A 23,693-nucleotide genomic window follows, 5' to 3' on the forward strand; every position below is an offset into this window, starting at 1 on the left:
CCTAACGGTATCCGCCGTCCGGGGCCGTACTCATCTTCCGGGGGCCTGAAGCGATCTTCCGGAACCCGGCGGCACCTTGCGGCGCGACCGGGGGTACCGCCGTGTCACGCTGGAGACCACCGCCGTCGCCCCGGGTAGGTTCGCAGACATGGCAGGCACCACCACCCATACCGTGACCAACCAGCCGCCCCCGCTGGCCGGATACGACCTCTTCGCCGCCGACCGCGCCCTTGTCGAGGCCGTGGCCCGGCACACCGGCCCGGAGCTGCTGGACGAGGTCCGTGCCGAGCTGTCGTCGATCGGCGTCTCGGCCGGTTCGGCGCAGGTGCAGGAGTGGGGGGTGCAGGCCAACGAGCACCCGCCGCGGCTGCGCACCCACGACCGCTACGGCCATCGTGTCGACGAGGTCGAGTTCCATCCCGCCTGGCACCGGCTGCTCGGCAAGGGCGTGGGCGCGGGCCTGACCACCGGCTGGGTACGGCCGTCCGGGCACGTCCGGCGGGCGGCCGCCTTCCTGGTCTGGACCCAGGTCGAGGCCGGCAACTGCTGCCCGCTGTCGATGACGAACGCGGCGGTGCCCGCGCTGCGCGCCGACCCGGAGCTGGCCGCCACCTGGGAGCCGCTGCTGACGTCCGTGATCTACGACCGTGAGCTGCGGCCCGCCGACCGGAAGGCCGGCGCCCTCTTCGGCATGGGCATGACGGAGAAGCAGGGCGGCAGCGACGTACGCGCGAACACGACCAGCGCCGTCCCGCTCGCCGAGTCCGGGACGTACACGCTCACCGGACACAAGTGGTTCTGCTCGGCTCCGATGTCGGACGGCTTCCTGGTGCTGGGCCAGGCGCCGGACGGACTGACCTGCTTCCTGGTACCGCGCGTCCTGGCGGACGGCACCCGCAACGTCTTCCTCCTCCAGCGCCTCAAGGACAAGCTCGGCAACCGGTCGAACGCGTCGGGCGAGGTCGAGTTCGACGGCACCTGGGCGCGGCGCGTGGGCGAGGAGGGGCGCGGGGTGCGGACCATCATCGAGATGGTCGCCGCGACCCGGCTCGACTGCGTGCTGGGCTCGGCGGGGCTGATGCGGCAGGCGGTGGCGCAGGCCGTGCACCACTGCACGTACCGCGAGGCGTTCGGCGGGAAGCTCGCCGACAAGCCGCTGATGCGCAACGTCCTGGCCGACCTCGCGATCGAGTCGGAGGCCGCGACGACGCTCGCGCTCCGGCTGGCCGCCGCCTACGACGACGGGAGCGAGTCCGAACGGGCCCTGCTGCGGCTGGCGTTGCCGGCCGCCAAGTACTGGGTGACCAAGCGCTGCCCGCCGGTCGCCGTGGAGGCCGCCGAGTGCCTGGGCGGCAACGGCTACGTGGAGGAGTCGGGGCTGCCCCGGCTGGTGCGCGAGTCACCGCTGAACTCGGTCTGGGAGGGCGCGGGGAACGTCCAGGCACTGGACGTCCTGCGGGCGTTGCAACGCGAGCCGGCGGCGCTGGACGCCTACCTCCAGGAGATCGGCCGCGCCCACGGCGCCGACCACCGCCTGGACCGCGCGGTCAAAGACCTCTTCTCCGAACTGGCCGACCTGGAGGGCATGGAGGCCAGGGCCCGACGCCTCGTGGAACGCCTGGCGACGGTCCTGCAGGGCTCCCTGCTGGCCCGCTTCGCACCCCCGGAGGTGGCCGACGCCTTCTGCGCGTCAAGGCTGGGCCACGACTGGGGTTCATCCTTCGGCACGCTGCCGAAGGGCCTGGACCTGGCAGCGGTGACGGAACGAGCAAGGGTGCCCATCCCTGCCTGAAGGGGCGCGGGGGTGGTGCTGCGCCGACACGGCACCACCCCCGCTTCGGCCCATGTCAGGCCATGACGCCGTAGCGTCGGCTCAATTTTCGGCCACCCCCGGTCCGTTCACCAGGGTTGCAAGGGGTTGCAACATATCGGCGTCTGTGAGCGGACTGTGTGCCTCGGGCACTGGAAAACGGCAGTATGAGACGCGCAGTCGGACCGGAAACCGCCGCCCGGACGGCTTGACAAGACTCTTCCATGCCTTTTTGCGAGGACTGTCCGGGAGGACCTCAGTGGGGAACCCGCCGATGGACGTGGCGCGACTGGCCGCGGTGGACGCGGCGCAGGCGGCGCGGTTACTGAGCGAGCTGCGCGAGGCCAGACTCGCCGGACAGCGTGGGCGGATCGCGCCCCGGCCGGTGATCGAGCAGTCCTGGGGGCGGACGCTGCGCAGCGGTGTCAACCCCGACCACAACCTCCGTTCGGGACTGCTGTCCGCCGACGAAGTCCGGCGCAGACGTGAGGAGTCACCGCTCAGGGACGTACTGCCGGTGTTGCGGGAGGGGTTGCTTTCGGTCGCGGACGTCGCCCGGCACATCATGGTGGTGGCCGACGCCGACGGCAGGGTGCTGTGGCGCGAGGGTTCCTCGCCGGTGCTGCGCAAGGCGGACGGCCTCGGCTTCGCACCCGGCGCCGACTGGCGGGAAGACGTCGTGGGCACCAACGGGGTCGGCACCCCGGCGGTGGTGCGGCGTCCCGTCCAGGTCTTCGCCGCCGAGCACTTCGTCCGCTCGCTCAGCTCCTGGACGTGTTCCGGCGCCCCCATCTCCGACCCCCGGGACGGCAGGCTGCTCGGTGTGGTGGACGTCAGCGGTCCGCTGGAGAGCATGCATCCGGCCACCCTGGCCTGGGTGAACTCGGTGGCGAAGCTCGCCGAGGCCCGGCTGCGGGAGCTGCATCTGGACGCGCTGGAGCGGCTGCGCGCGGTCGCGGCGCCGGTGCTGGCCCGGCTGGGCGGGCGGGCGCTGGTGGTGGACGCCGACGGCTGGACGGCGGCGGTCACCGGCATGCCGTATCCACAGCGGCTCGCGCTGCCCAAGCCCCTTTCGCCGGGCCGCCGCTGGCTGCCGGCGCTCGGGCTGTGCTCGGTGGAGCCGCTGGCCGGGGGCTGGCTGCTGCGGGCGGTGGACGATCCGGCACCGGCGGGCGGCGGCCGGCTGGTGCTCGACCTGGCCAGGCCGCGCCGGCCCTCGGTGACGGTGGGCGGCGGCACCTGCTCCTGGTCCCGGGAACTGAGCCCCCGGCACGCCGAGTTGCTGTATCTGCTGGCGGTACGACGTGCCGGGCGGAGCGCGGCCGGGCTGGCCGAGGACGTCTTCGGGGACGCCTCACGGACGGTGACCGTGCGCGCCGAGATGTCCAGGATCCGGCGCTATCTGGGGGCGCTGCTCGAACACCGGCCCTATCGCTTCCGGGAGGACGCGGAGATCGAGGTGCTGCTCCCCGCCGACCCGCACGACCTGCTGCCCTGCTCGACCGCCCCGGCGGTGACGGCGGGCCGAGGGCCTGACCCCCGGTCCAGGTGAAGGCTCGCACCACGGGGCTCATTTAACGCATCAGGGGCATAAGGTGACGTATCTTCCGCATATTTACGGGGTCTTCGCGGTACGGCCGCCCCGACTGCCGTAGCATCCGGGTGCGGGCTTCCCCAGCTGCTCCTCGGTCAACGTACGGACCATGGGGCGCAGTTGACCCGCCTCGGGAGGAGACATGAAGCATCGCGGCAGACACCGGCGGCGCAGGCGGGGCACGGCACTGCGCGCGGCCCTGGCCGGGGCCGCGCTGGCGCTCACCGCGACCGCCACGATCGTCAGCGCCTCGCAGGCCACGGTCGCCGAGAACCCGGGCGCGCTGAAGCCGCTGACCTCCGCCGCCGACACCGCGCCGCTACAGCTCCAGGAACACCTCGTGCCACGCCGCTCGCTGGACCGGCTCGCGTCGGCGATGGGCGGGACCGTCGGGGTCGCCGACGTCCTGGCGGACGCCGACCACAGCCTGCGCGAGGCGGCCGACTGCGACTCCGACGACCGGGACTCGCTGCCGGCCACGCCGGCGGCCACCGAGGCGTACTGCTGGGACCCCACCGACACCCTCACCGACGACTGGCGGCCGGCCTCGGTGACCACCTCCTCCGACGCGGATGACGACGGCCTGTGGGGCGCCAACCGGGTCGTCCTGGCCGGCTGGACGCACAGCACCTCCAGCGGCCCCGCCGCCTCCCGGGGCCTGGCCAGGGTCGCGGTCGTGAACGAGAACGACCCGGCGCACCCCTCCTACTCCTGGGTCCTGCTGACCGTGCCCAGCGCCGACGGCCGAACCTACCGGGGGCTGACCTCGGAGATCTCCGGCATGGCCTGGTACGAGGACAAGCTGCTGGTCACCACCACTCCAGGCAGCGCCGACGCGCTCTACGTCTACGACCTCAACCGCATCCAGCGCACCTCGGTGCTGACCGACGCGGTCGGCCGGGTGCCCGGCGGCTGGTCGGCCGACGGCTTCCGGTACGTGATGCCCGCCGTGGGCTCGTACCGGTACACCGCCGGAGCCTGTTCCGCGGCCGGCGCGCCCTGTCCGAGCGCGCTCTCGGTGGACCGCGGGACGGCCCCGGACAGCCTGGTCCTCGGCGAGTGGACACCCGCCGGCAGCGATCAGCGGGCCCGGCTGTGGCGGTACGCGTTCGACGAGAACCCGAAGCACGCCGGATCGCTCGCCACCGACGCCGCCGGCCGGGCGGACGCGGTCGAGGCGTACCGGACCGGGGCTTCCGAGATCCGGGGCGTCCTGTCGTACCGGCCGCCGGGCGCGACCTCCTCCGAGTGGTACGTCGGCCACCTCCCCGGCGCCATGGACGGGCACGGCAGCCTGTGGCGGCAGGACACCGAGGGCGCGCAGGCGGCCCGCTGCGGCTCGGACGCCTCGCACCGCTGCTGGGGCGAGAGCACCGGCTCGCTCTCCTACGCCCCCGACACGGGCGAGGTGTGGTCGGTCACGGACCGCATGCTGTTCTCGGTGCCGCTGCGCTCGATCGACGCGTCGCTCGGATAACGGCTGTCGACACGTCCGGGGCCGGGATGATTGCCTGGCCCCATGAGCAGCATCGTCGTGACCACCTGGTACCTGGAGCAGACGTCCCCGGCCGACCTACTCCCCGCCGCCGCCCCTGACGGTGACGCGGTCAGCATCGTCCGCGCCGAGGTTCCCTCCCCCGAGTTCAGCCGTTTCCTGTACGCCTCGGTCGGCGGCGACATCACCTGGACCGACCGGCTGAGCTGGAGCCACGCCCGGTGGCAGGAGTATCTGGAACGGCCGGGTACGGAGACCTGGGTGGCCTACGACCGGGGAACCCCGGCGGGCTATATCGAGCTCGCCCCGGAGGACGACGGAGGCGTGGAGATCGCCTACTTCGGCCTGGTCCCGGCGTTCCGGGGCCGCCGCATCGGCGGTCACCTGCTCTCGTACGGCGCCGCGCGCGCCTGGGACCTCGCGGAGCGGTGGGCCGGGCGGCCGCCGACGAAGCGGGTGTGGGTGCACACGTGCAGTCTGGACGGCGAGCACGCGATGGCGAACTATCAGCGGCGGGGGTTCCAGCTCTTCGACACGAAGACCGAGGAGGAGCCGGCCGTCCCGGCGCCGGGACCGTGGCCGGGGGCGCACGCCGAGGCGTGACGCACACCACCCTGTCTCAGTATTCAGAATAGATCCGTCCGAATCGCGGACGATGGTGGACTGCCCCGAGATCCGCGTGACACGCTTCCGTCATGTCTGGAACTGGAATCGCCTTGGTGAGTCGGCGGCACGTCGACCTCGGCCGCATGTCCAGCGCCATCTGTCCGGCGGGCTGAGAGCACAGCACCGCCGCCCTCTCCTGTCCAGACCTTCCTTGCGCAGTGTCGCGCAGATATGCCCCCGTGCGCCCGTACGCGCAGGTAAGAGCCGCTTCCCCGCCTGTCCCGAAGGACGTATTCACCATGGCCGCCACCCCGCAGAACCCTGCCGCCTCCGCGCCCCGCCGCAAGGTGAGTCGTCACCGCGGTGAGGGTCAGTGGGCTATGGGTCACTTCACCCCGCTCAACGGCAACGAACAGTTCAAGAAGGACGACGACGGTCTCAATGTGCGGACACGCATTGAGACGATCTACTCCAAGCGCGGCTTCGACTCGATCGACCCCAACGACCTGCGCGGACGTATGCGCTGGTGGGGCCTGTACACGCAGCGCAAGCCCGGCATCGACGGCGGCAAGACCGCCATCCTGGAGCCGGAGGAGCTGGACGACAAGTACTTCATGCTGCGCGTGCGGATCGACGGCGGCCGCCTCACCACCCGGCAGCTGCGGGTGATCGGCGAGATCTCGCAGGAGTTCGCGCGGGGCAGCGCGGACGTCACCGACCGGCAGAACATCCAGCTGCACTGGATCCGCATCGAGGACGTCCCGGAGATCTGGAACCGTCTCGAGGCCGTCGGCCTGTCCACCACCGAGGCGTGCGGCGACACCCCGCGTGTCGTCATCGGCTCGCCGGTCGCGGGCATCGCCGAGGACGAGATCATCGACGGCAGCTGGGCGATCGACGAGATCAACCGGCGGTTCATCGGCAGCAAGGAGTTCTCCAACCTGCCGCGCAAGTTCAAGTCCGCGATCTCCGGCTCGCCGCTGCTGGACGTGGTGCACGAGATCAACGACATCGCCTTCGTCGGCGTCGAGCACCCCGAGCACGGCCCCGGCTTCGACCTGTGGGTCGGCGGCGGTCTGTCCACCAACCCGAAGATCGGCGTCCGGCTCGGCGCCTGGGTGCCGCTGACCGAGGTCCCGGACGTCTGGGCCGGTGTCATCGGCATCTTCCGGGACTACGGCTACCGGCGGCTGCGCACCCGCGCCCGGCTGAAGTTCCTGGTCGCCGACTGGGGCGCGGAGAAGTTCCGCCAGATCCTGGAGGACGAGTACCTCGAGCGGAAGCTCGTCGACGGCCCCGCGCCGGCCGAGCCCCTGCAGCGCTGGCGCGACCACGTCGGCGTGCACCGGCAGCAGGACGGCAACTTCTACGTCGGGTTCGCCCCGCGCGTCGGCCGCGTGGACGGCACCACCCTGGCGAAGATCGCCGACCTCGCCGAGGCGCACGGCTCGGGCCGGGTACGCACCACGGTCGAGCAGAAGATGATCGTCCTCGATGTCGTGGAGGACCAGGTCGACTCGCTGGTCGAGGCCCTGGAGGCGCTGGACCTGACCGCCAAGCCGTCCCCGTTCCGGCGCGGCACCATGGCCTGCACCGGCATCGAGTACTGCAAGCTCGCCATCGTCGAGACGAAGGCGCGGGGCTCCGCGCTCATCGACGAGCTGGAGCGCCGGCTGCCCGACTTCGACGAACCGCTGACCATCAACCTCAACGGCTGTCCGAACGCCTGCGCCCGCATCCAGGTCGCGGACATCGGTCTCAAGGGCCAGCTGGTCCTCGACGACCGGGGCGAGCAGGTCGAGGGCTTCCAGGTCCACCTGGGCGGCGCGCTGGGTCTGGAGGCCGGTTTCGGCCGCAAGGTCCGCGGCCTCAAGGTGACCTCGGAGGAACTGCCGGACTACGTCGAGCGGGTGCTCAAGCGTTTCCAGGCGGAGCGCGAGGACGGCGAGCGCTTCGCCGCCTGGGCGTCCCGCGCCAGTGAGGAGTCCCTCTCATGAGCGAGCGGGCCGCCCCCTTCTACTGCCCCTACTGCGGCGACGAGGACCTGCGTCCGAACGAGCAGGGCCACGGTGCCTGGGAATGCGCGGCCTGCAACCGCGCATTCCAGCTGAAGTTCCTCGGGCTGCTCGCCCGGGGGCTGAAGCACTCCGAAAGCGGAGGGGAACAGATATGACCACAGCTCAGGAAGACCGCACCACCGGCGAATTGAAGGCGCTGGCCGAGCAGGCCGGCCGCGATCTCGAAGACGCCTCCGCCCTGGAGATCCTCCAGTGGGCGGTGGACACCTTCGGCAAGGGCTTCTGCGTGACCTCCTCCATGGAGGACGCGGTGGTGGCCCATCTGGCGTCCCGCGTCCAGAAGGGCGTGGACGTCGTCTTCCTCGACACCGGCTACCACTTCCCGGAGACCATCGGCACCCGGGACGCGGTCGAGGCCGTGATGGACGTCAACGTCATCACCCTCACCCCGCGCCAGACCGTCGCCGAGCAGGACGCCGAGTACGGCCCCAAGCTGCACGACCGCGATCCCGACCTGTGCTGCAAGCTCCGCAAGGTGCAGCCGCTGGAGCAGGGCCTGACGAAGTACGCCGCCTGGGCGACCGGGCTGCGCCGCGACGAGTCCCCGACCCGGGCGAACACCCCGGTCGTCGGCTGGGACGAGAAGCGCCAGAAGGTCAAGATCTCCCCGATCGCCCGCTGGACCCAGGACGACGTGGACGACTACGTCGCCGAACACGGCGTGCTGACCAACCCCCTGCTGATGGACGGCTACGCCTCCGTCGGCTGCGCCCCCTGCACCCGCCGGGTGCTGGAGGGCGAGGACGCCCGCGCCGGCCGCTGGGCGGGGCGCGCCAAGACCGAGTGCGGACTGCACGGATGACGACCATCGGGCTTTCGACGACCCATTCGACGACCCATTCGACGACCCATTCGACGAAGCAGGAGAACAACGTGACGACCGGAGCCACCGTCTGGCTCACGGGTCTGCCGAGTGCCGGCAAGACCACCATCGCGTACGAGCTGGCCGGCCTGCTGCGGGCCGACGGCCACCTCGTGGAGGTGCTCGACGGCGACGAGATCCGCGAGTTCATCTCGGCGGGCCTCGGCTTCAGCCGCGAGGACCGGCACACCAACGTGCAGCGCATCGGCTTCGTCGCCGAACTCCTGGCACGCAACGGCGTCAAGGCCCTCGTCCCGGTGATCGCCCCCTACGCCGACAGCCGCGATGCGGTGCGCAAGCGCCACGAGGAGAACGGCACCGCGTACGTCGAGGTGCATGTGGCGACCCCGGTCGAGGTGTGCTCCGTACGCGATGTGAAGGGTCTGTACGCCAAGCAGGCCGCCGGTGAGCTGAGTGGGCTGACCGGCGTCGACGATCCCTACGAGGAGCCCGAGACGCCCGATCTGCGGATCGAGTCGCAGCACCAGACCGTGCAGGAGTCCGCGGCGTCCGTGCACGCCCTGCTGAGCGGGAAGGGACTGGCATGACGACGACCGTGGCGGCTCACGGGGAGGGCACGGACACCCCGTACGCCCTGTCCCACCTGGACGCGCTGGAGTCCGAGGCGGTCCACATCTTCCGCGAGGTGGCGGGCGAGTTCGAACGGCCGGTGATCCTGTTCTCCGGCGGCAAGGACTCCATCGTCATGCTGCATCTGGCGCTCAAGGCGTTCGCGCCCGCGCCGGTCCCCTTCTCCCTGCTGCATGTGGACACGGGACACAACTTCCCCGAGGTCCTTGAGTATCGGGACCGTGTGGTGGCCGCACATGGGCTGCGCCTCCATGTGGCCTCCGTACAGGACTACATCGACCGGGGTGTGCTCAAGGAGCGCCCGGACGGCACCCGTAACCCGCTGCAGACGCTACCGCTGACGGAGAAGATCCAGAGCGAGAAGTTCGACGCGGTGTTCGGCGGCGGCCGCCGGGACGAGGAGAAGGCCCGCGCCAAGGAGCGGGTGTTCTCGCTGCGGGACGAGTTCTCGCAGTGGGACCCACGCCGCCAGCGCCCCGAGCTGTGGAACCTCTACAACGGGCGGCACGCCCCCGGCGAGCACGTCCGGGTCTTCCCGCTCTCCAACTGGACCGAGCTGGACGTCTGGCAGTACATCGCCCGCGAGGGCATCGAGCTGCCGCAGATCTACTTCGCGCACGAGCGCGAGGTGTTCCGGCGGGGCGGGATGTGGCTGACGGCGGGTGAGTGGGGCGGCCCCCGCGAGAACGAGACCGTCGAGAAGCGGCAGGTGCGCTACCGGACCGTCGGTGACATGTCCTGCACGGGCGCCGTCGACTCCGACGCCGGCACGCTGGAGGCCGTGATCACCGAGATCGCCGCCTCCCGGCTCACCGAGCGCGGCGCCACCCGGGCCGACGACAAGCTCTCCGAGGCCGCGATGGAAGACCGCAAGCGCGAGGGGTACTTCTAGAGATGAGCACGACCACCACGGAACTCGGCCTGACCGAGACCACCCTGCTGCGTTTCGCGACCGCCGGCTCGGTCGACGACGGCAAGTCCACCCTCGTCGGACGGCTGCTGCACGACTCCAAGTCGGTCCTCACCGACCAGCTGGAGGCAGTGGAGCGCGCCTCGGCCTCGCGCGGGCAGGACGCGCCCGACCTGGCGCTGCTGACCGACGGGCTGCGGGCCGAGCGCGAGCAGGGCATCACCATCGACGTGGCCTACCGTTACTTCGCCACGCCCAGGCGGCGGTTCATCCTCGCCGACACGCCCGGCCATGTGCAGTACACCCGCAACATGGTGACGGGTGCCTCCACCGCCGAGCTGACCGTGGTCCTGGTCGACGCCCGCAACGGGGTCGTGGAACAGACCCGGCGGCACGCCGCCATCGCCGCCCTGCTGCGCGTCCCGCACGTCGTCCTCGCCGTCAACAAGATGGACCTGGTCGACTACCAGGAGGCGGTCTTCGCCGGGATCGCCGAGGAGTTCACGGCGTACGCGACCGAGCTGGGCGTCCCCGAGGTCACCGCGATCCCGATCTCGGCGCTGGTCGGCGACAACGTCGTGGAGCCGTCCGCCAACATGGACTGGTACGGCGGCCCGACCGTCCTGGAGCACCTGGAGACCGTCCCGGTCAGCCACGACCTGGCGCACTGCCACGCCCGGCTGCCCGTGCAGTACGTGATCCGCCCGCAGACCGCCGACCACCCGGACTACCGGGGCTACGCCGGCCAGATCGCCGCCGGTACCTTCCACGTCGGCGAGCCGGTCACGGTCCTGCCGTCCGGTCGTACGACCACGATCTCGGGCATCGACCTGCTCGGCAAGCCGGTCGACTCGGCCTGGACGACCCAGTCGGTGACCCTCCTGCTCACCGACGACATCGACGTCTCGCGCGGCGACCTGATCGTGCCGACGAAGGACGCGCCGGAGACCACCCAGGAGGTCGAGGCGACCGTCTGCCACGTGGCCGACCAGCCGCTGACGGTCGGGCACCGGGTGCTGCTCAAGCACGGCACCCGCACGGTCAAGGCGATCGTCAAGGACATCCCGTCCCGGCTCACGCTCGACGACCTGTCCCTGCACCCGCACCCGGGACAGCTCGTCGCCAACGACATCGGCCGGGTGAAGATCCGTACCGCCGAGCCGCTGCCGGTCGACTCCTACGCCGACTCGCGCCGCACCGGCTCGTTCATCCTGATCGACCCCGCCGACGGCACCACGCTCACCGCGGGCATGGTCGGCGAGTCGTTCGCCTCCCCCGAGCCCGTCAAGGACGAGACCGACGACGACGGCTGGGACTTCTGACATGACGATGACCGACGTCTACTCGACGTTCGCGAAGGAGGGCGGCCGCGTCGGCAGCGGCGACCTCGGGAGCGGGCAGGGCGGGGTGGCGCGATGTGCGTGCTGACGTACGCGCACTGCCTGCGCGCCCCGGCCCCCCACCCGACGTCCCGGATGCGACGAAGACCTGCCGACCTCCCGGCCACGACCTGAAAGACCGTGACCAGCCGGGCCAACGAGAGGAAAGCCTCCCGTGCCTGCCAACCGCTCCAAGCTCCTGCGCCGCGGCATAGCCGCGCTCGCCGCACTCCCCTTGCTCACGCTCGCCGCCTGCGGGTACGGGTCGGACTCCGACAAGAGCGACACCACCAAGGTCGCCGCCGGGGCCAAGAAGATCGAAGGCCTCGACACCGTCAAGATCGGCTACTTCGGCAACCTGACCCACGCGACCGCGCTGGTCGGCAACCAGAAGGGCTTCTTCCAGAAGGAGCTCGGCGCCACCAAGGCCAAGTACGCGATCTTCAACGCGGGCCCGTCCGAGATCGAGGCGCTCAACTCGGGCTCCATCGACATCGGCTGGATCGGCCCCTCCCCGGCGATCAACGGCTACACCAAGTCCAACGGCACCGACCTGAAGATCATCGGTGGTTCGGCGTCCGGCGGCGTGAAGCTGGTCGTCAACCCGAAGAAGATCAAGTCCCTGAAGGACGTCAAGGGCAAGAAGATCGCGACGCCTCAGCTGGGCAACACGCAGGACGTGGCGTTCCTCAACTGGATCGCCGACCAGGGCTGGAAGGTCGACGCGCAGAGCGGCAAGGGTGACGTCACCGTCGTCCGCACCGACAACAAGATCACCCCGGACGCCTTCAAGGCCGGTTCCATCGACGGTGCCTGGGTGCCGGAGCCGACCGCGTCCAAGCTGGTCGCCGAGGGCGGCAAGGTGCTGCTCGACGAGTCCACGCTGTGGCCCGACAAGAAGTTCGTGATCACGAACATCATCGTGTCGCAGAAGTTCCTCAAGGCGCACCCGAAGGTCGTCGAGGCCGTGCTGAAGGGCTCGGTCGAGACCAACAAGTGGATCAACGCCAACCCCGACCAGGCGAAGGCCGCCGCGAACAAGCAGCTGGAGGTCGACTCCGGCAAGGCGCTGCCCGACGACGTCCTGGACCCGGCCTGGAAGTCGATCCAGTTCACCGACGACCCGCTGGCCTCCACCCTCAACACCGAGGCCGAGCACGCCGTCAAGGCCGGTCTGCTCTCCGACCCGCTGCTGAAGAACATCTACGACCTGACGATCCTCAACAAGATCCTCAAGTCCGAGGGCACGAGCACGGTCGACGCCGCCGGTCTCGGCAGCAGCTGACGCCGGTCCCGACGAGATCCCAGGAGGTGACGACCATGGCCACGACCACGACACTCGCCAAGGCCGACGAGTCGGTCGAGTACGCGGCACGCCTTGAGCATGTCTCGAAGTCCTTCGCGACTCCGGGCGGGCAGCAGCTCGTCCTGGACGACATCACCATCGATGTCGCGCCGGGCGAGTTCGTCACCCTCCTGGGGGCCTCGGGCTGCGGCAAGTCCACGCTGCTGAACCTGGTGGCGGGGCTCGACCAGCCCTCGGCGGGTTCCATCGCGACGGACGGGCGGCCCGCCCTGATGTTCCAGGAGCACGCCCTCTTCCCGTGGCTGACCGCGGGCAAGAACATCGAACTCGCCCTGAGGCTCAGGGGGGTTCCCAAGAACGACCGCCGCGCCAAGACCGAGCAGCTGCTCGAACTGGTCCGGCTGAAGGGCGCGTACGACAAGCGCGTCCACGAACTGTCCGGCGGGATGCGCCAGCGGGCCGCACTGGCCCGCGCGCTCGCCCAGGAGAGCAGACTGCTGCTGATGGACGAGCCGTTCTCGGCCCTGGACGCCATCACCAGGGACGTGCTGCACGACGAGCTGACCCGGATCTGGGAGGAGACCGGGGTCTCCGTCCTGTTCGTCACGCACAACGTGCGCGAGGCGGTGCGGCTCGCCCAGCGGGTGATCCTGCTGTCGTCCCGGCCGGGCCGGATAGCGCGCGAGTGGGAGGTCGGCATCCCGCAGCCGCGCCGGATCGAGGACGCGCCCGTGGCCGAACTGTCCCTTGAGATCACCGATGTACTGCGTGGGGAGATCCGCCGTCATGGCCAGCAGTGAGACGAAGACGCCGGGGACGGCCGCGACGGTCGGCGGCGAGCTGGCCGGCATCGAGGCGGGTCTGGACGCGCTGGAGATCGCCGTCACCGGCCGGACGCCCTTCCGCCACACCTTCACCAGCAAGATCCTGCCCCCGATCATCGCGCTCGCCGTGGTCCTCGTGGTCTGGACGCTCCTCGTCCCGGTCGTCGACGACCCGTCGAAGCTGCCCTCACCGGCGGCGGTGGGCGACGCCTTCAAGGACGCCTGGCTCAAGGGCGACCTGCTCGGCTACATCTGGACCAGTGTCAGCCGCGGCCTCCTCGGGTTCCTCTTCGCGCTGGTTATCGGCACCCCGCTGGGTCTGCTGGTGGCCCGGGTGAAGTTCGTGCGCGCGGCCATCGGCCCGATCCTGTCCGGCCTCCAGTCGCTGCCGTCGGTGGCCTGGGTGCCGCCGGCCGTGATCTGGCTGGGCCTGAACAACTCGATGATGTACGCGGTGATCCTGCTCGGCGCGGTCCCCTCCATCGCCAACGGCCTGGTCTCCGGTGTCGACCAGGTGCCGCCGCTCTTCCTGCGGGCAGGGCGCACGATGGGCGCGACCGGCGTCAAGGGCATCTGGCACGTCGTGCTGCCGGCCGCCATGCCCGGCTATGTGGCGGGTCTGAAGCAGGGCTGGGCGTTCTCCTGGCGCTCGCTGATGGCGGCGGAGATCATCGCGAGCTTCCCCGATCTCGGTGTGGGCCTCGGCCAGCTCCTGGAGAACGCGCGCACCGCCAGCGACATGGCCATGGTGTTCGAGGCCATCATCCTGATCCTGTTCGTCGGCATCGCGATCGACCTGCTGATCTTCAGCCCGCTGGAGCGGTGGGTGCTGCGCAGCCGCGGTCTGCTGGTGAAGAGCTGAGGTAGCGCATGCGCAAGCCGGTCCGCCCCGTCCTCGTGGTGATCGCCCACGGCAGCCGCGATCCGCGGCACGCGGCGACCGTGCACGCCCTGGTACGGCGGGTACGGTCGCTGCGGCCCGGGCTGCGCGTGGAGACCGGCTTCCTGGACTTCAACATCCCCTCGGTGCACGGGGTGCTGGAGTCCCTGGCGGCGGAAGGCGTCCGCGATGTCGTGGCTCTCCCCCTGCTGCTCACCCGCGCCTTCCACGCGAAGGCGGACATCCCGGCCGTACTGCGGGAAGCGCCGGCCCGGCTGCGGATCCGGCAGGCCGAGGTGCTCGGCCCGTCCCCGCTGCTCCTGGCGGCCCTCGAACGGCGGCTGTACGAGGCGGGGCTGACCCCCGCCGACAAGTCCTCGACCGGGGTCGTGCTGGCCTCGGCGGGGTCCAGCGACCCGGAGGCGATCGCGGTGATCGCAGAAATCGCGCGGGAGTGGCGGCACACCGGTTGGTGCGCCGTGCGGCCCGCGTTCGCCTCCGCATCCCTCCCCCGCACCGAGGACGCGGTACGGGAACTGCGCGAGCTCGGCTGTGCCCGGGTGGCGGTGGCTCCGTACGTCCTCGCCCCCGGCTTCCTGCCCGACCGGATCGCGCGGGGCGCGGCGGAGGCGGACGTGCTGGCCGAGGTGCTCGGCCCGGCGCCGGAGGTGGCGCGGGTCCTGCTGGCACGGTACGACGCGGCCCGTACCCCCGCCCTGACGGCCGTGGGGGCCTGAACCGTCCGGCGTCCGGTCCGAGAGGCACCCTCGGGGTTCGCGGTCCGGCGCTCCCCTGTGACGTCGGACCGCGAACGGCCGGCCCGCGGCGGGGCTCTCACGAGCGGCACTGCCGTGGCCGGCTCTTATTTCTGCGCCGCGGTCCGCGAACGTGTCACACCTGGGGCTTTACCGGTTCAGTTTCCCAAAGACTTGTCCCTGTTGGGCAGTTGATCAGGCCCGGCCGGTGGCGGTAGGCCCTGCACCCCGCGCCGGGAAGAGGCCGCTCAGCGCTCCTGGACGGACGTGACAGCCTCGTCGGCGAGGCGGGCGAGCTCCCCGACCGGCATCGAGCCGGGCGTCCGGCGCTCGCGCGCGAACGTGTTGGCGAGGTGCTGCAGGAGGTCGTTGAGCGGGGTGGGGACGCCGTGCAGGCGGCCCAGCAGCGCGATCTCGCCGTTGAGGTAGTCGGCCTCGATGGTGCCGGTACCCCGGCTGAGGGACTGCCAGGAGGAGCCGCCGCCGCGCGGGGCGCCGTCCAGCGGGACCAGGTCCACCTTGTGGCCGCGCAGCGCCCGCTGCTCCTCGGCGCTCGCGTACGCGATCCCGGCGGCGTCGAGCACGGCCTCGCCCTCGGTCCGCACCCGCTGGAACAGGGTCACGGCCGCGTCGTCGGCGATGGGCCCGGCGACGGCCTCCAGCGCGTTGCCGAGGTTGGACAGCAGCTTGGCGTACTGCCAGCGCGCCACGTCGGGCACGACCGGTGCCTCGAAGTGCGACTTCTCCAGGTCGGCGGCGACCAGCCGGGCGGTCGCGTCGGTGCCGTGCGGATACCGGCCCAGGTGCAGCATGCCGGTGAGCGGGGCGCCGCCGGCGGAGACGACGCCCGGTTCGAGGTAGGTCGACGGCAGCCAGACGCAGACGCCGTAGACGTGCCGGAAGACGCGCAGGGCGAGGCGCTGGCCCTCCACGCCGTTCTGGGCGCAGAACAGGGGCAGGCGCTCCGCCACCGTGCCGCCGCCCGCGACGGGGGCCGGCCCCCAGGTCCCCAGGGCGGTCACGGTGTCCTGTGTCTTGACGGCGAGGACGAGTACGTCGTCCGCCCGCAGCTCGCCCAGCTCCCCGGGCCCGGTGACGGCCGGCAGCCGGTACGTGTACTCGCCGTCCGGCACCTTCAGCCGCAGCCCGCCGTCCCGCAGCGCCGCGTGGTGCGCGCCCCGCGCCACCAGCACGGCCTCGTGCCCCGATCCCGCGAGCCGCCCGCCGATCGCACCGCCGACGGCCCCTGCCCCGATGATGATGTAGCGCATGGGAGGAGCCTCGCACAGGCGTTGACCCTGCCCCTGGGGCAGGGTCGAGGGTGAGCGCATGGACAGCTACCTGGAACAGACGCCGTACAGCGATCCCGGAGACCTGGACACGAGCCGGTTGCCGACCGATCCCGGTGAACTCGCCCGGCTGGTCCGGGGGCTGATCATCCACCGCTTCGAGGGCGACCGCCTCGGGTACGGGATCCCGGCGGAGCGGCTGCACCACGACGGCGAGCTCCGGTACGCCTCCGGGATCCTGCGGATCCTGCGCGAGCGCTCGGGCGCACCGCTCACCGAACCGAGGGCGTACGGGGAGCGGTTCGTCGGGACGTGCCGGGACTTCGCCCTGCTGCACGTGTCCCTGCTGCGGGCGACGGGCACCCCGGCCCGGGTGCGCGGGGGCTTCGGCACGTACTTCGTCGACGGCTTCCACGAGGATCACTGGATCACCGAGTACCGGCTGCCGGACGGGAGTTGGCGGCTGGCCGACCCGCAGGTCGTGGATCAGGGCCACGACCTGGACTTCGACCCGCTGGACGTGGCGCGGGACCGGTTCGTCGTGGCCGGCGACGCCTGGCGGGCCGTCCGCGGGGGCACGGCCGATCCCGGGACCTTCGGGCTCTGGGGGGACGACGGCCTGCGGGGCGCCTGGTTCGTCCGGCACAGCCTCGTCCTCGACCTGGCCTGCCGCAACGGCGTCGAGACGCTGCCGTGGGACGGCTGGCTCCCGCTGGCCGGTGTCGAGGAGCCGGAGGCGGCGCTCTCCGACGACGACCTGGCCCTCCTCGACGCGGTCGCCGCCTGCGGCGAGGACGAGGCCCGCCGCCTGTACGCCGACCCGCGTCTGACCGCACCCCGCGAGATCCTGTCGCGGGCCCCCTTCCTCGGCCTGCGGACGGTCACGCTCCCGGGGCGGTGAGCTCCACCAGCTTGACGACCGTGTTCCAGTTCCGGGTGGTGGCGATCAGCCCCTTGTTGATCCGCGGCCGGGACAGCGCCTCCGCCAGCTTGGAGCGGCCGAGCCCGTCCGGGGCGTACAGGTACAGCGCGCGGTCGCCCAGCCGGAACTCCTCGGGGAGGTGGGCGGCGGGGTCCAGGCCCGCGAACCGCTCCGGGGTGACCGGCGCGGAGAAGTAGGTGACGTGCAGCTGCCTGGCCTCCAGCTCGGCGGCCGGGAACGGACAGGCCTCGGCGATCGCCCTCAGATAGGCGTGGTCGCGGACGAGCACGTCGACGGAGAAGCCGAACCGTTCCTCGATCGCCTCGGTCAGCTGCGCGGCCAGCGACTCGGCGTCCCCGTGGGCGGCGGCGAAGACGGCCTGCCCGCTCTGGAGGTAGGTCCCCACGGAGTCGTGCCCCAGACCGGTCATGAGCGCCCGCAGCTCGGCCATCGGGAGCTTCCTCCTGCCGCCCACGTTGATCCCGCGCAGCAGTGCCGCATACATCGTCATTCGAACACCTTAGAACGGCCGTCGTGCCCCGTGGGGGTGGGCACGACGGCCGTGCCGGGCATGCCGGACTGCCCGAAACTCTGGCCGATCGGACCGCCCCGGATCAACTCCTACACGCACCTGTGACTTGTTCAACAAGGTTCTGTAATCACAAAGCGGATCCGCGTCGTCGGAAGGGACACCCCTGATCAACACCCCCGAGATGGGTCGATAGATGTAAGGGCCCGACATCCTCCCAGGCGATGAGAGCCGGCCGTCGTACTTCACCGGGCAGCACGAGGAGTCGGTCTTATCCGGCCCATACCTTCGAATCGAACGAAGGAAGTCGTGAAGAAATCGTGGCGGCCGGGGCCGTCACCGCACACGAGGGGGCAATCCCGTCATGGGGAACGGAGACACGCGGGTGCGGGGCCTGGCCGCCCGGGCCGGCGGCTGGAGCGCCCGGCACCGCTGGGCCGCCGTCGGCATATGGGTACTGTTCGTCGTCCTGGCGATGGGACTCGGCTCGGCGGCCGGCCGGGTCGACGTCGACGAGAGCGACCAGCTCAAGGGTGAGACCCACACCGCAGCGAAGATCATCGACGACGCGGGGATCAAGGAACCGGCCACGGAGACGGTCCTGCTCCAGTCCAGGGATCCGTCGGTCAGGGCCACGGACGCCGAGTTCAGGTCCGCCGTCGCGGACGTCGTCAAGGCGGTCGACGGCACCGGCAAGGTCACGGACATCACCAGCCCGTACAACACCGGGACGATCTCGAAGGACGGCCGCAGCGCACTGGTCCAGTTCGACATGCGCGGCGACGCGGAGACCGCCGCCGACCGGGTCGGGCCGGTGCTGGACGCGGTGGCCGGGGTGCAGAAGGCGCACGGCACGCTGCGGATCGCGGAGATCGGCGGCGCCAGCATGGACAAGCAGTACGGCGACGCCTTCGGCAAGGACTTCAAGCGGGCCGAGTACTCCGCCGTGCCGGTGGCCTTCGGCATCCTGCTGATCGCCTTCGGCGCACTGGTGGCCGCGCTGCTGCCGGTCGGCCTGGCGATCACCGCGATCCTGGCGACGATGGGCCTGATGGGCCTGGTCAGCCATCTGCAGCCGATGAGTGACACCGCCAACTCCGTGATGCTGCTGGTCGGCATGGCCGTCGGCGTGGACTACTGCCTGTTCTACCTGCGCCGGGAGCGCGAGGAACGGGAGGCCGGCCGGGACGCGGACGCGGCGCTGCGGATCGCCGCCGCCACCAGCGGCCGGGCCATCATCGTCTCCGGCGTCACGGTCTGCGTGGCGATGGCGGGCATGCTGTTCACCGGCCTCGCCGAGTTCGAGGCGATGGGCCTGGCATCCCTGATGGTCGTCGCGGTCGCCATGGTCGGCTCGGTGACCGTCCTGCCCGCGCTGCTCTCCCTGCTGGGCCACCGGGTGGAGAAGGGTCGTATACCGTTCCTGCGCCGCCGCCAGCGCGCGCACGGCCCTTCCGAGAGCCGCTTCTGGACCGCCGTGCTGCGGGGCGTGCTCGCCAGGCCGCTGGTCTCCGTGCTCGTCGCGGCCGGCGCGCTGCTCGCGGTCGCCGCACCCGCCCTCGGCATGAAGACCTCGCAGCTCACCCTGGACCAGGAGTTCGGCGGCTCGCTGCCGATCGTGCAGACCTACGACCGGGTCAACCAGGCCTTCCCCGGCGGCTCCCAGCCGGCCGAGGTGGTCGTCAAGGCGAAGGACATCAACGCCCCCGAGGTCAAGCAGGCGCTGACCGACTTCCGGGAGCAGGCGATCAGTTCGGGTGCCTCGCGCGGCCCGGTCGACATCAGGCTGCACGACGCCCAGAACGTGGCGCTGATCTCCGTACCGCTGGTCGGCGGCTCCGACCTGGACAAGGCCGGCCAGAGCCTGGACAAGCTGCGCGACCAGGTACGGCCCGCCACGCTCGGCAAGGTCGACGGGGTGCAGGCGCCGGTGACCGGGAACGTCGCGGGCAACGAGGACTTCAACGACCAGCTGATGGGCTCGGTCGTCCCGGTCTTCGCCTTCGTGGTCGTCTTCGCCTTCCTCCTCATGCTGCTGTCGTTCCGCTCGCTGACGGTCGCGATCACCTCGATCCTGCTCAACCTGCTGTCGGTGGGCGCCGCCTACGGCATCCTGGTCGCCGTCTTCCAGCACGGCTGGGGTGCCTCACTGGTGGGCGCGGAGGGCGTCGGCGCGATCGTCAGCTGGCTGCCGCTGTTCCTCTTCGTGATCCTGTTCGGCCTGTCGATGGACTACCACGTGTTCGTGGTCTCCCGGATCCGCGAGGCCCGGCTGCGCGGCCGGTCCACCAGGGACGCGATCCAGCACGGGGTGGTCACCACGGCCGGGGTCGTCACCAGCGCCGCCGTCATCATGGTCGCCGTGTTCGCGATCTTCGGCACGCTGTCCATGCAGTCCATGAAGCAGATGGGCGTGGGCCTGGCGGCCGCGGTCCTCATCGACGCCACGCTCATCCGGGGTGTGCTGCTCCCGGCGGTGATGGCCCTGCTCGGCGAGCGCAACTGGTACCTGCCCCGCTGGCTGCACTGGCTGCCGGACCTGACCCACGACGAGTCGCCGGAGCCGGTGGCGCCGCCGGTGACCCGGGGCGAGCCGGACCGGCTGCCGGTCTGAGTGCCGGGTAACGCCCTCTGACACAGGGCCCGTCGGTCTCCGGGGGAGCCGACGGGCCCTGTTCGCCGCCTACGGGTGCTCAGCGCTGGTAGCGGGCGAGGACCAGGTTGCCGTCCTTCTCCAGGCGGTGGCGGAGTTCGTCGAGGCCGATGGCGCCGCTGTAGTACGACTGGAGGGCGGGGGTGGCCACCTTGTCCTTCCACTCCGGGTAGCCGCGGACCGTCTGGGCGGGGGCCGGGCTGAGTCGGCCGGCCAGGGCGGTGCCGGTGGCCCAGCCGTACCTGGCGGTGTGCAGGGCCGGGTCCTTCAGTGCCTGGGTGCCGGTGGGCAGCATCCAGTCGCCGAGGGCGAGCCGGACCATGTTCTTCGGCCGGAGCAGGAAGTCGATGAACTCGGCCGCCTCCTTCTTGTGGTGACTGTCCTCGGCGACGGACAGCGTCTGCGGGCTGACGCCCTGGGCGAGCCCGTCGGCGCCGGCCGGGGCGGGCAGCACCTCCCAGTCGAAGCCCTTCGGCGCCTGCTGGACGATCTGCTGCCGGTAGGAGAAGCCGAGCGGGACCATCGCGTACTTGCCGCCGAAGAAGCCCGGCAGGGTGTCCGAGCCGCCGCTGCCCAGCGTGGAGCCGGGTGCGCTGTGGTCGACGTCGACCTGGTCGTGGACGGTGCGGGGCACGACCTGGTCGGCGGCCTCGAAACGCACGGTCACCCTGCCGTCCGCGCCCCGGTGGAAGAGCTGTCCGCCCGCCGACAGGGAGAGGTTGAGGGTGGCGGAGACGGGCTCCTTGAGCGGCCAGGCGACGCCGTACCTGCCGTCGCCGCTGAGCTCCTTGGTGACCTGCCTGAACTCCGTCCAGCTCCAGGGCTGTTCGGGCGTCGGTATCCGCACTCCGGCCTTCGCGAGCCAGGTGGTGTTGGCGATCAGCACCCGCGGCTCCTGGAGGAACGGCACGCCGTAGATGCCGTCGCCGAAGGTCGCCGCCTGCCAGCTCCGCCGCGGTATGTCGGACTTGAGCCGGGCGGGCAGCAGGCCGGTCAGGTCGGCGAGGTAGCCGCCGTAGGCGAAGTCGGCGAGGTCGTCGGAGGCGTCGTGGATGATGTCCGGGGCCTCACCGCCCTCGAAGGAGGTGAGCAGCTGGTCGTGGACGCTGTCCCAACTGCCCTGCACGTACTCGACCCTGACGTCCGGATGGGTGGCGTTCCACTCCTTCACCAGCTCCTTGTTGGCGGCGACCGAATCCTCCTGCCAGGCCAGGGACTGGAAGCGGAGGGTGATCGGACCGCCCTTCCGAGCGGCTCCCGAGCATCCCCCGAGCAGCAGGAGGAAGGCGACGACGAGTGCCGTGGTGGTCCTGGTCCGCATCAGCTCTTCACCGCCCCGGTGAGCATCCCGCCGGTGATCCGCCGCTGGACGAGTGCGAAGACGACCAGCGAGGGCAGCGTGGCCAGGAAGGCGGCCGCGGCGAGGGGGCCCAGGTCGGCCACGCCCTCCGCACCGATGAAGTGGGTGAGGACGACCGGCAGGGTCTGTTTCTCCGGTGTCTTCAGCAGCACCAGCGCGAAGAAGAACTCGTTCCACGCGGTGACGAAGGCGAACAGCCCGGTCGCCACGATCCCGGGAGCCAGCAGCGGTGCCGTCACCGACACCAGCGTCCGCAGCCGCCCGGCCCCGTCCACGGCCGCCGCCTCCTCCAGTTCGACGGGGACCGCCCGGACGTAGCCGACGAGCATCCACAGCGCGAACGGCAGCGCCCACACCACGTACACCATCACCAGCCCGAACAGGGAGTCGATCAGCCGCAGGTTCTTCAGCACCAGGAACAGCGGGATGATCACCAGCACGAACGGGAAGGCCTGGCTGACCATCACCCATCCGGTGGCCGCCCGGGACAGCGCCCCGCGCCGCCGGGCCATGACGTACGCCATCGGAGTCGCGAGCAGTACGGCGATCAGACCGGCGCCGAGCGCGGCGAGCAGGGAGTTGAGGCCGGCGCGCAGCAGGGGCTGTTCGTCGAAGGCCTGGCGGAAGTTGGCCAGGGTCGGGTGCCGGGGGATCCAGGTGGGGTGCAGACTGCCCAGCTCGGTGGGCGACTTGAAGGCCGTGGAGAGCAGCCAGAGCAGCGGGAAGGCCAGGAAGACGAGGTAGCCGAGCAGGGCGGCGTACTGGGCGACACGGGCGCCGGTGCGGGTCCTCACGCGTCCTCGCCTCCCCGCAGCCGGCCCGCCAGGAAGACGGCCAGCAGCACCGCGATCACCGCGACCATCACACAGCCCATCGCCGCCGCGTAGCCGAACTGCCCGTAGCGGAAGGCCTCTTCGTAGGCGAAGAGCATCGGCAGCCGGGTCTTGCCGCCGGGGCCGCCGTTGGTCAGGACGTAGACCAGGGCGAAGGAGTTGAAGTTCCAGATGAGGTTGAGCGCGGTGATGGCCAGGGCTACGGGTCTGAGGGCGGGCCAGGTGACCGTGCGGAAGCGGCGCCAGGCGCCCGCGCCGTCCACGGCCGCCGCCTCGTGCAGTTCGCGCGGGGTGTTCTGCAGGCCGGCCAGCAGGGCGACCGTGGTCTGCGGCAGCCCGGCCCAGACGCCGACGACGATCACGGCGGGCAGGGCGGTGCCGAGGCCGCTCAGCCAGTCCCGGCCGCCGCCGAGGCCGAGGTCGCGCAGGGTCTCGTTGAGGATCCCCGCGTCCGGGTTGTAGACCAGCCGCCACATGATCCCGACCACGACCTCGGGCATCGCCCAGGGCACGATCGCCAGGGCGCGGGCCAGCCAGCGCAGCCGTAACTCCTGGTTGAGGAGGAGGGCCAAGCCGAGGGCGAGCAGGAACTGGGGCACGGTCACCCCGGCGGCCCAGACCAGGCCGATCCGGAACGACTCCCAGAAGAGCGTGTCGTGCAGGAGGTCCTGGAAGTTGAGGCCGCCGATCCACCGGGTGGCCGCGGTCCGGCCGGACTGGGCGTCGGTGAACGCCAGCAGGATCCCGTAGAGCAGCGGGCCGACGCTCAGGACGAGGATCGGGATCAAGGCGGGCAGGACCAGGAACCAGGCGCCGTGGCCGGTCAGGCGTGCGGCGGCCGGTCGCCGCACGGTGGCCACGTTCGTCGCCAATGCCACGTCATCCCCCTTTGCGCGGCCCGGTCGGACCCGGTCATGGTCGTGAAGGCAGGTGGTCTCGTCAAGGCACCGCGCACGCGCCGCGACCTCCGTGGATGCGAGACTGGCCGGCGGATGGCGAGAAGAGGGCGCCGTGTGC

General features: G+C 71.2%; 22 protein-coding genes. 17 read left to right on the forward strand and 5 right to left on the reverse strand.

The genetic code is table 11. The features are described from left to right. The first annotated feature begins 148 nt into the window (after nt 1–148). The 15 genes from ACGFZQ_RS16525 to ACGFZQ_RS16595 all read left to right on the forward strand — a co-directional run bounded on the left by ACGFZQ_RS16525 (nt 149) and on the right by ACGFZQ_RS16595 (nt 15,072). On the forward strand, nt 149–1,792 hold the full coding sequence (locus ACGFZQ_RS16525; RefSeq protein ID WP_393840971.1) for an acyl-CoA dehydrogenase family protein: 1,644 nt from the start codon (nt 149–151) through the stop codon (nt 1,790–1,792). A 292-nt stretch (nt 1,793–2,084) separates the two neighbouring features. Further along, nucleotides 2,085–3,362: a GAF domain-containing protein gene (locus ACGFZQ_RS16530; RefSeq protein WP_393840972.1), complete on the forward strand. Its 1,278-nt coding sequence runs from the start codon at nt 2,085–2,087 to the stop codon at nt 3,360–3,362. A gap of 184 nt (nt 3,363–3,546) precedes the next feature. After that, complete coding sequence (locus tag ACGFZQ_RS16535) at nt 3,547–4,881, forward strand: hypothetical protein (RefSeq protein ID WP_393840973.1); 1,335 nt, start codon at nt 3,547–3,549, stop codon at nt 4,879–4,881. Nucleotides 4,882–4,923: 42 nt separating this feature from the next. After that, nucleotides 4,924–5,502, forward strand: a complete 579-nt coding sequence (locus ACGFZQ_RS16540; RefSeq protein ID WP_393840974.1) for a GNAT family N-acetyltransferase — start codon at nt 4,924–4,926, stop codon at nt 5,500–5,502. Nucleotides 5,503–5,594: 92 nt separating this feature from the next. Beyond that, nucleotides 5,595–5,678, forward strand: coding sequence for a putative leader peptide (locus ACGFZQ_RS16545; RefSeq protein ID WP_309500612.1), 84 nt, complete (start codon nt 5,595–5,597; stop codon nt 5,676–5,678). A gap of 126 nt (nt 5,679–5,804) precedes the next feature. Next, nucleotides 5,805–7,502, forward strand: coding sequence for a nitrite/sulfite reductase (locus ACGFZQ_RS16550; protein ID WP_393840975.1), 1,698 nt, complete (start codon nt 5,805–5,807; stop codon nt 7,500–7,502). Beyond that, nucleotides 7,499–7,678, forward strand: a complete 180-nt coding sequence (locus ACGFZQ_RS16555; RefSeq protein WP_351697294.1) for a hypothetical protein — start codon at nt 7,499–7,501, stop codon at nt 7,676–7,678. Before ACGFZQ_RS16550 ends, ACGFZQ_RS16555 begins: the two co-directional genes overlap by 4 nt. Further along, complete coding sequence (locus ACGFZQ_RS16560) at nt 7,675–8,385, forward strand: phosphoadenylyl-sulfate reductase (protein ID WP_393840976.1); 711 nt, start codon at nt 7,675–7,677, stop codon at nt 8,383–8,385. The genes ACGFZQ_RS16555 and ACGFZQ_RS16560 overlap by 4 nt, the downstream gene beginning before the upstream one ends. Continuing rightward, complete coding sequence (cysC, locus tag ACGFZQ_RS16565; protein ID WP_393840977.1) at nt 8,382–8,993, forward strand: adenylyl-sulfate kinase; 612 nt, start codon at nt 8,382–8,384, stop codon at nt 8,991–8,993. Before ACGFZQ_RS16560 ends, cysC begins: the two co-directional genes overlap by 4 nt. Next, complete coding sequence (cysD, locus tag ACGFZQ_RS16570; RefSeq protein ID WP_393840978.1) at nt 8,990–9,928, forward strand: sulfate adenylyltransferase subunit CysD; 939 nt, start codon at nt 8,990–8,992, stop codon at nt 9,926–9,928. Before cysC ends, cysD begins: the two co-directional genes overlap by 4 nt. A 2-nt stretch (nt 9,929–9,930) precedes the next feature. Next, nucleotides 9,931–11,268, forward strand: a complete 1,338-nt coding sequence (locus ACGFZQ_RS16575) for a sulfate adenylyltransferase subunit 1 (protein ID WP_393840979.1) — start codon at nt 9,931–9,933, stop codon at nt 11,266–11,268. Nucleotides 11,269–11,500: 232 nt separating this feature from the next. Beyond that, on the forward strand, nt 11,501–12,610 hold the full coding sequence (locus tag ACGFZQ_RS16580) for an aliphatic sulfonate ABC transporter substrate-binding protein (RefSeq protein ID WP_393840980.1): 1,110 nt from the start codon (nt 11,501–11,503) through the stop codon (nt 12,608–12,610). 35 nt (nt 12,611–12,645) lie between these two features. Beyond that, the gene (locus ACGFZQ_RS16585) at nt 12,646–13,431 is read left to right on the forward strand and encodes an ABC transporter ATP-binding protein (protein ID WP_393840981.1); all 786 of its coding nucleotides are present in this window, start codon (nt 12,646–12,648) and stop codon (nt 13,429–13,431) included. Continuing rightward, nucleotides 13,418–14,317, forward strand: a complete 900-nt coding sequence (locus ACGFZQ_RS16590; protein ID WP_384479454.1) for an ABC transporter permease — start codon at nt 13,418–13,420, stop codon at nt 14,315–14,317. Before ACGFZQ_RS16585 ends, ACGFZQ_RS16590 begins: the two co-directional genes overlap by 14 nt. A gap of 8 nt (nt 14,318–14,325) precedes the next feature. Beyond that, complete coding sequence (locus ACGFZQ_RS16595; protein WP_351729230.1) at nt 14,326–15,072, forward strand: sirohydrochlorin chelatase; 747 nt, start codon at nt 14,326–14,328, stop codon at nt 15,070–15,072. Between the two features lie 266 nt (nt 15,073–15,338). Here ACGFZQ_RS16595 and ACGFZQ_RS16600 read toward each other — a convergent pair whose 3' ends face one another. Continuing rightward, nucleotides 15,339–16,361, reverse strand: coding sequence for a ketopantoate reductase family protein (locus ACGFZQ_RS16600; RefSeq protein WP_393840982.1), 1,023 nt, complete (start codon nt 16,359–16,361; stop codon nt 15,339–15,341). Between the two features lie 58 nt (nt 16,362–16,419). On the opposite strand from ACGFZQ_RS16600, the gene ACGFZQ_RS16605 reads away from it, so the two are divergent. Then, nucleotides 16,420–17,280, forward strand: a complete 861-nt coding sequence (locus ACGFZQ_RS16605) for a transglutaminase-like domain-containing protein (protein ID WP_393840983.1) — start codon at nt 16,420–16,422, stop codon at nt 17,278–17,280. Here ACGFZQ_RS16605 and ACGFZQ_RS16610 read toward each other — a convergent pair. Beyond that, the gene (locus ACGFZQ_RS16610; protein WP_393840984.1) at nt 17,261–17,812 is read right to left on the reverse strand and encodes a DUF1697 domain-containing protein; all 552 of its coding nucleotides are present in this window, start codon (nt 17,810–17,812) and stop codon (nt 17,261–17,263) included. The genes ACGFZQ_RS16605 and ACGFZQ_RS16610 overlap by 20 nt on opposite strands. 382 nt (nt 17,813–18,194) lie before the next feature. Here ACGFZQ_RS16610 and ACGFZQ_RS16615 point away from each other — a divergent pair, with 382 nt between their 5' ends. Further along, entirely contained in the window at nt 18,195–20,444 is a 2,250-nt protein-coding gene (locus ACGFZQ_RS16615) for an MMPL family transporter (protein WP_393840985.1), read from the forward strand. A 79-nt stretch (nt 20,445–20,523) separates the two neighbouring features. On the opposite strand, the gene ACGFZQ_RS16620 is transcribed toward ACGFZQ_RS16615, so the two are convergent. Genes ACGFZQ_RS16620 through ACGFZQ_RS16630 form a run of 3 tightly spaced genes read right to left on the reverse strand, consistent with a single transcriptional unit; the run spans nt 20,524 to nt 23,554 of the window. Continuing rightward, complete coding sequence (locus tag ACGFZQ_RS16620; protein WP_393840986.1) at nt 20,524–21,804, reverse strand: ABC transporter substrate-binding protein; 1,281 nt, start codon at nt 21,802–21,804, stop codon at nt 20,524–20,526. After that, the gene (locus ACGFZQ_RS16625; RefSeq protein WP_393840987.1) at nt 21,804–22,637 is read right to left on the reverse strand and encodes a carbohydrate ABC transporter permease; all 834 of its coding nucleotides are present in this window, start codon (nt 22,635–22,637) and stop codon (nt 21,804–21,806) included. Before ACGFZQ_RS16625 ends, ACGFZQ_RS16620 begins: the two co-directional genes overlap by 1 nt. Next, nucleotides 22,634–23,554 (reverse strand): carbohydrate ABC transporter permease, encoded by a 921-nt coding sequence (locus tag ACGFZQ_RS16630; protein ID WP_393840988.1) that lies wholly within the window; start codon nt 23,552–23,554, stop codon nt 22,634–22,636. Before ACGFZQ_RS16630 ends, ACGFZQ_RS16625 begins: the two co-directional genes overlap by 4 nt. Between the last annotated feature and the right edge of the window lie 139 nt (nt 23,555–23,693).

Origin of the sequence: Streptomyces sp. NPDC048254 (assembly GCF_043201895.1) — a bacterium.
GTDB lineage: Bacteria > Actinomycetota > Actinomycetes > Streptomycetales > Streptomycetaceae > Streptomyces.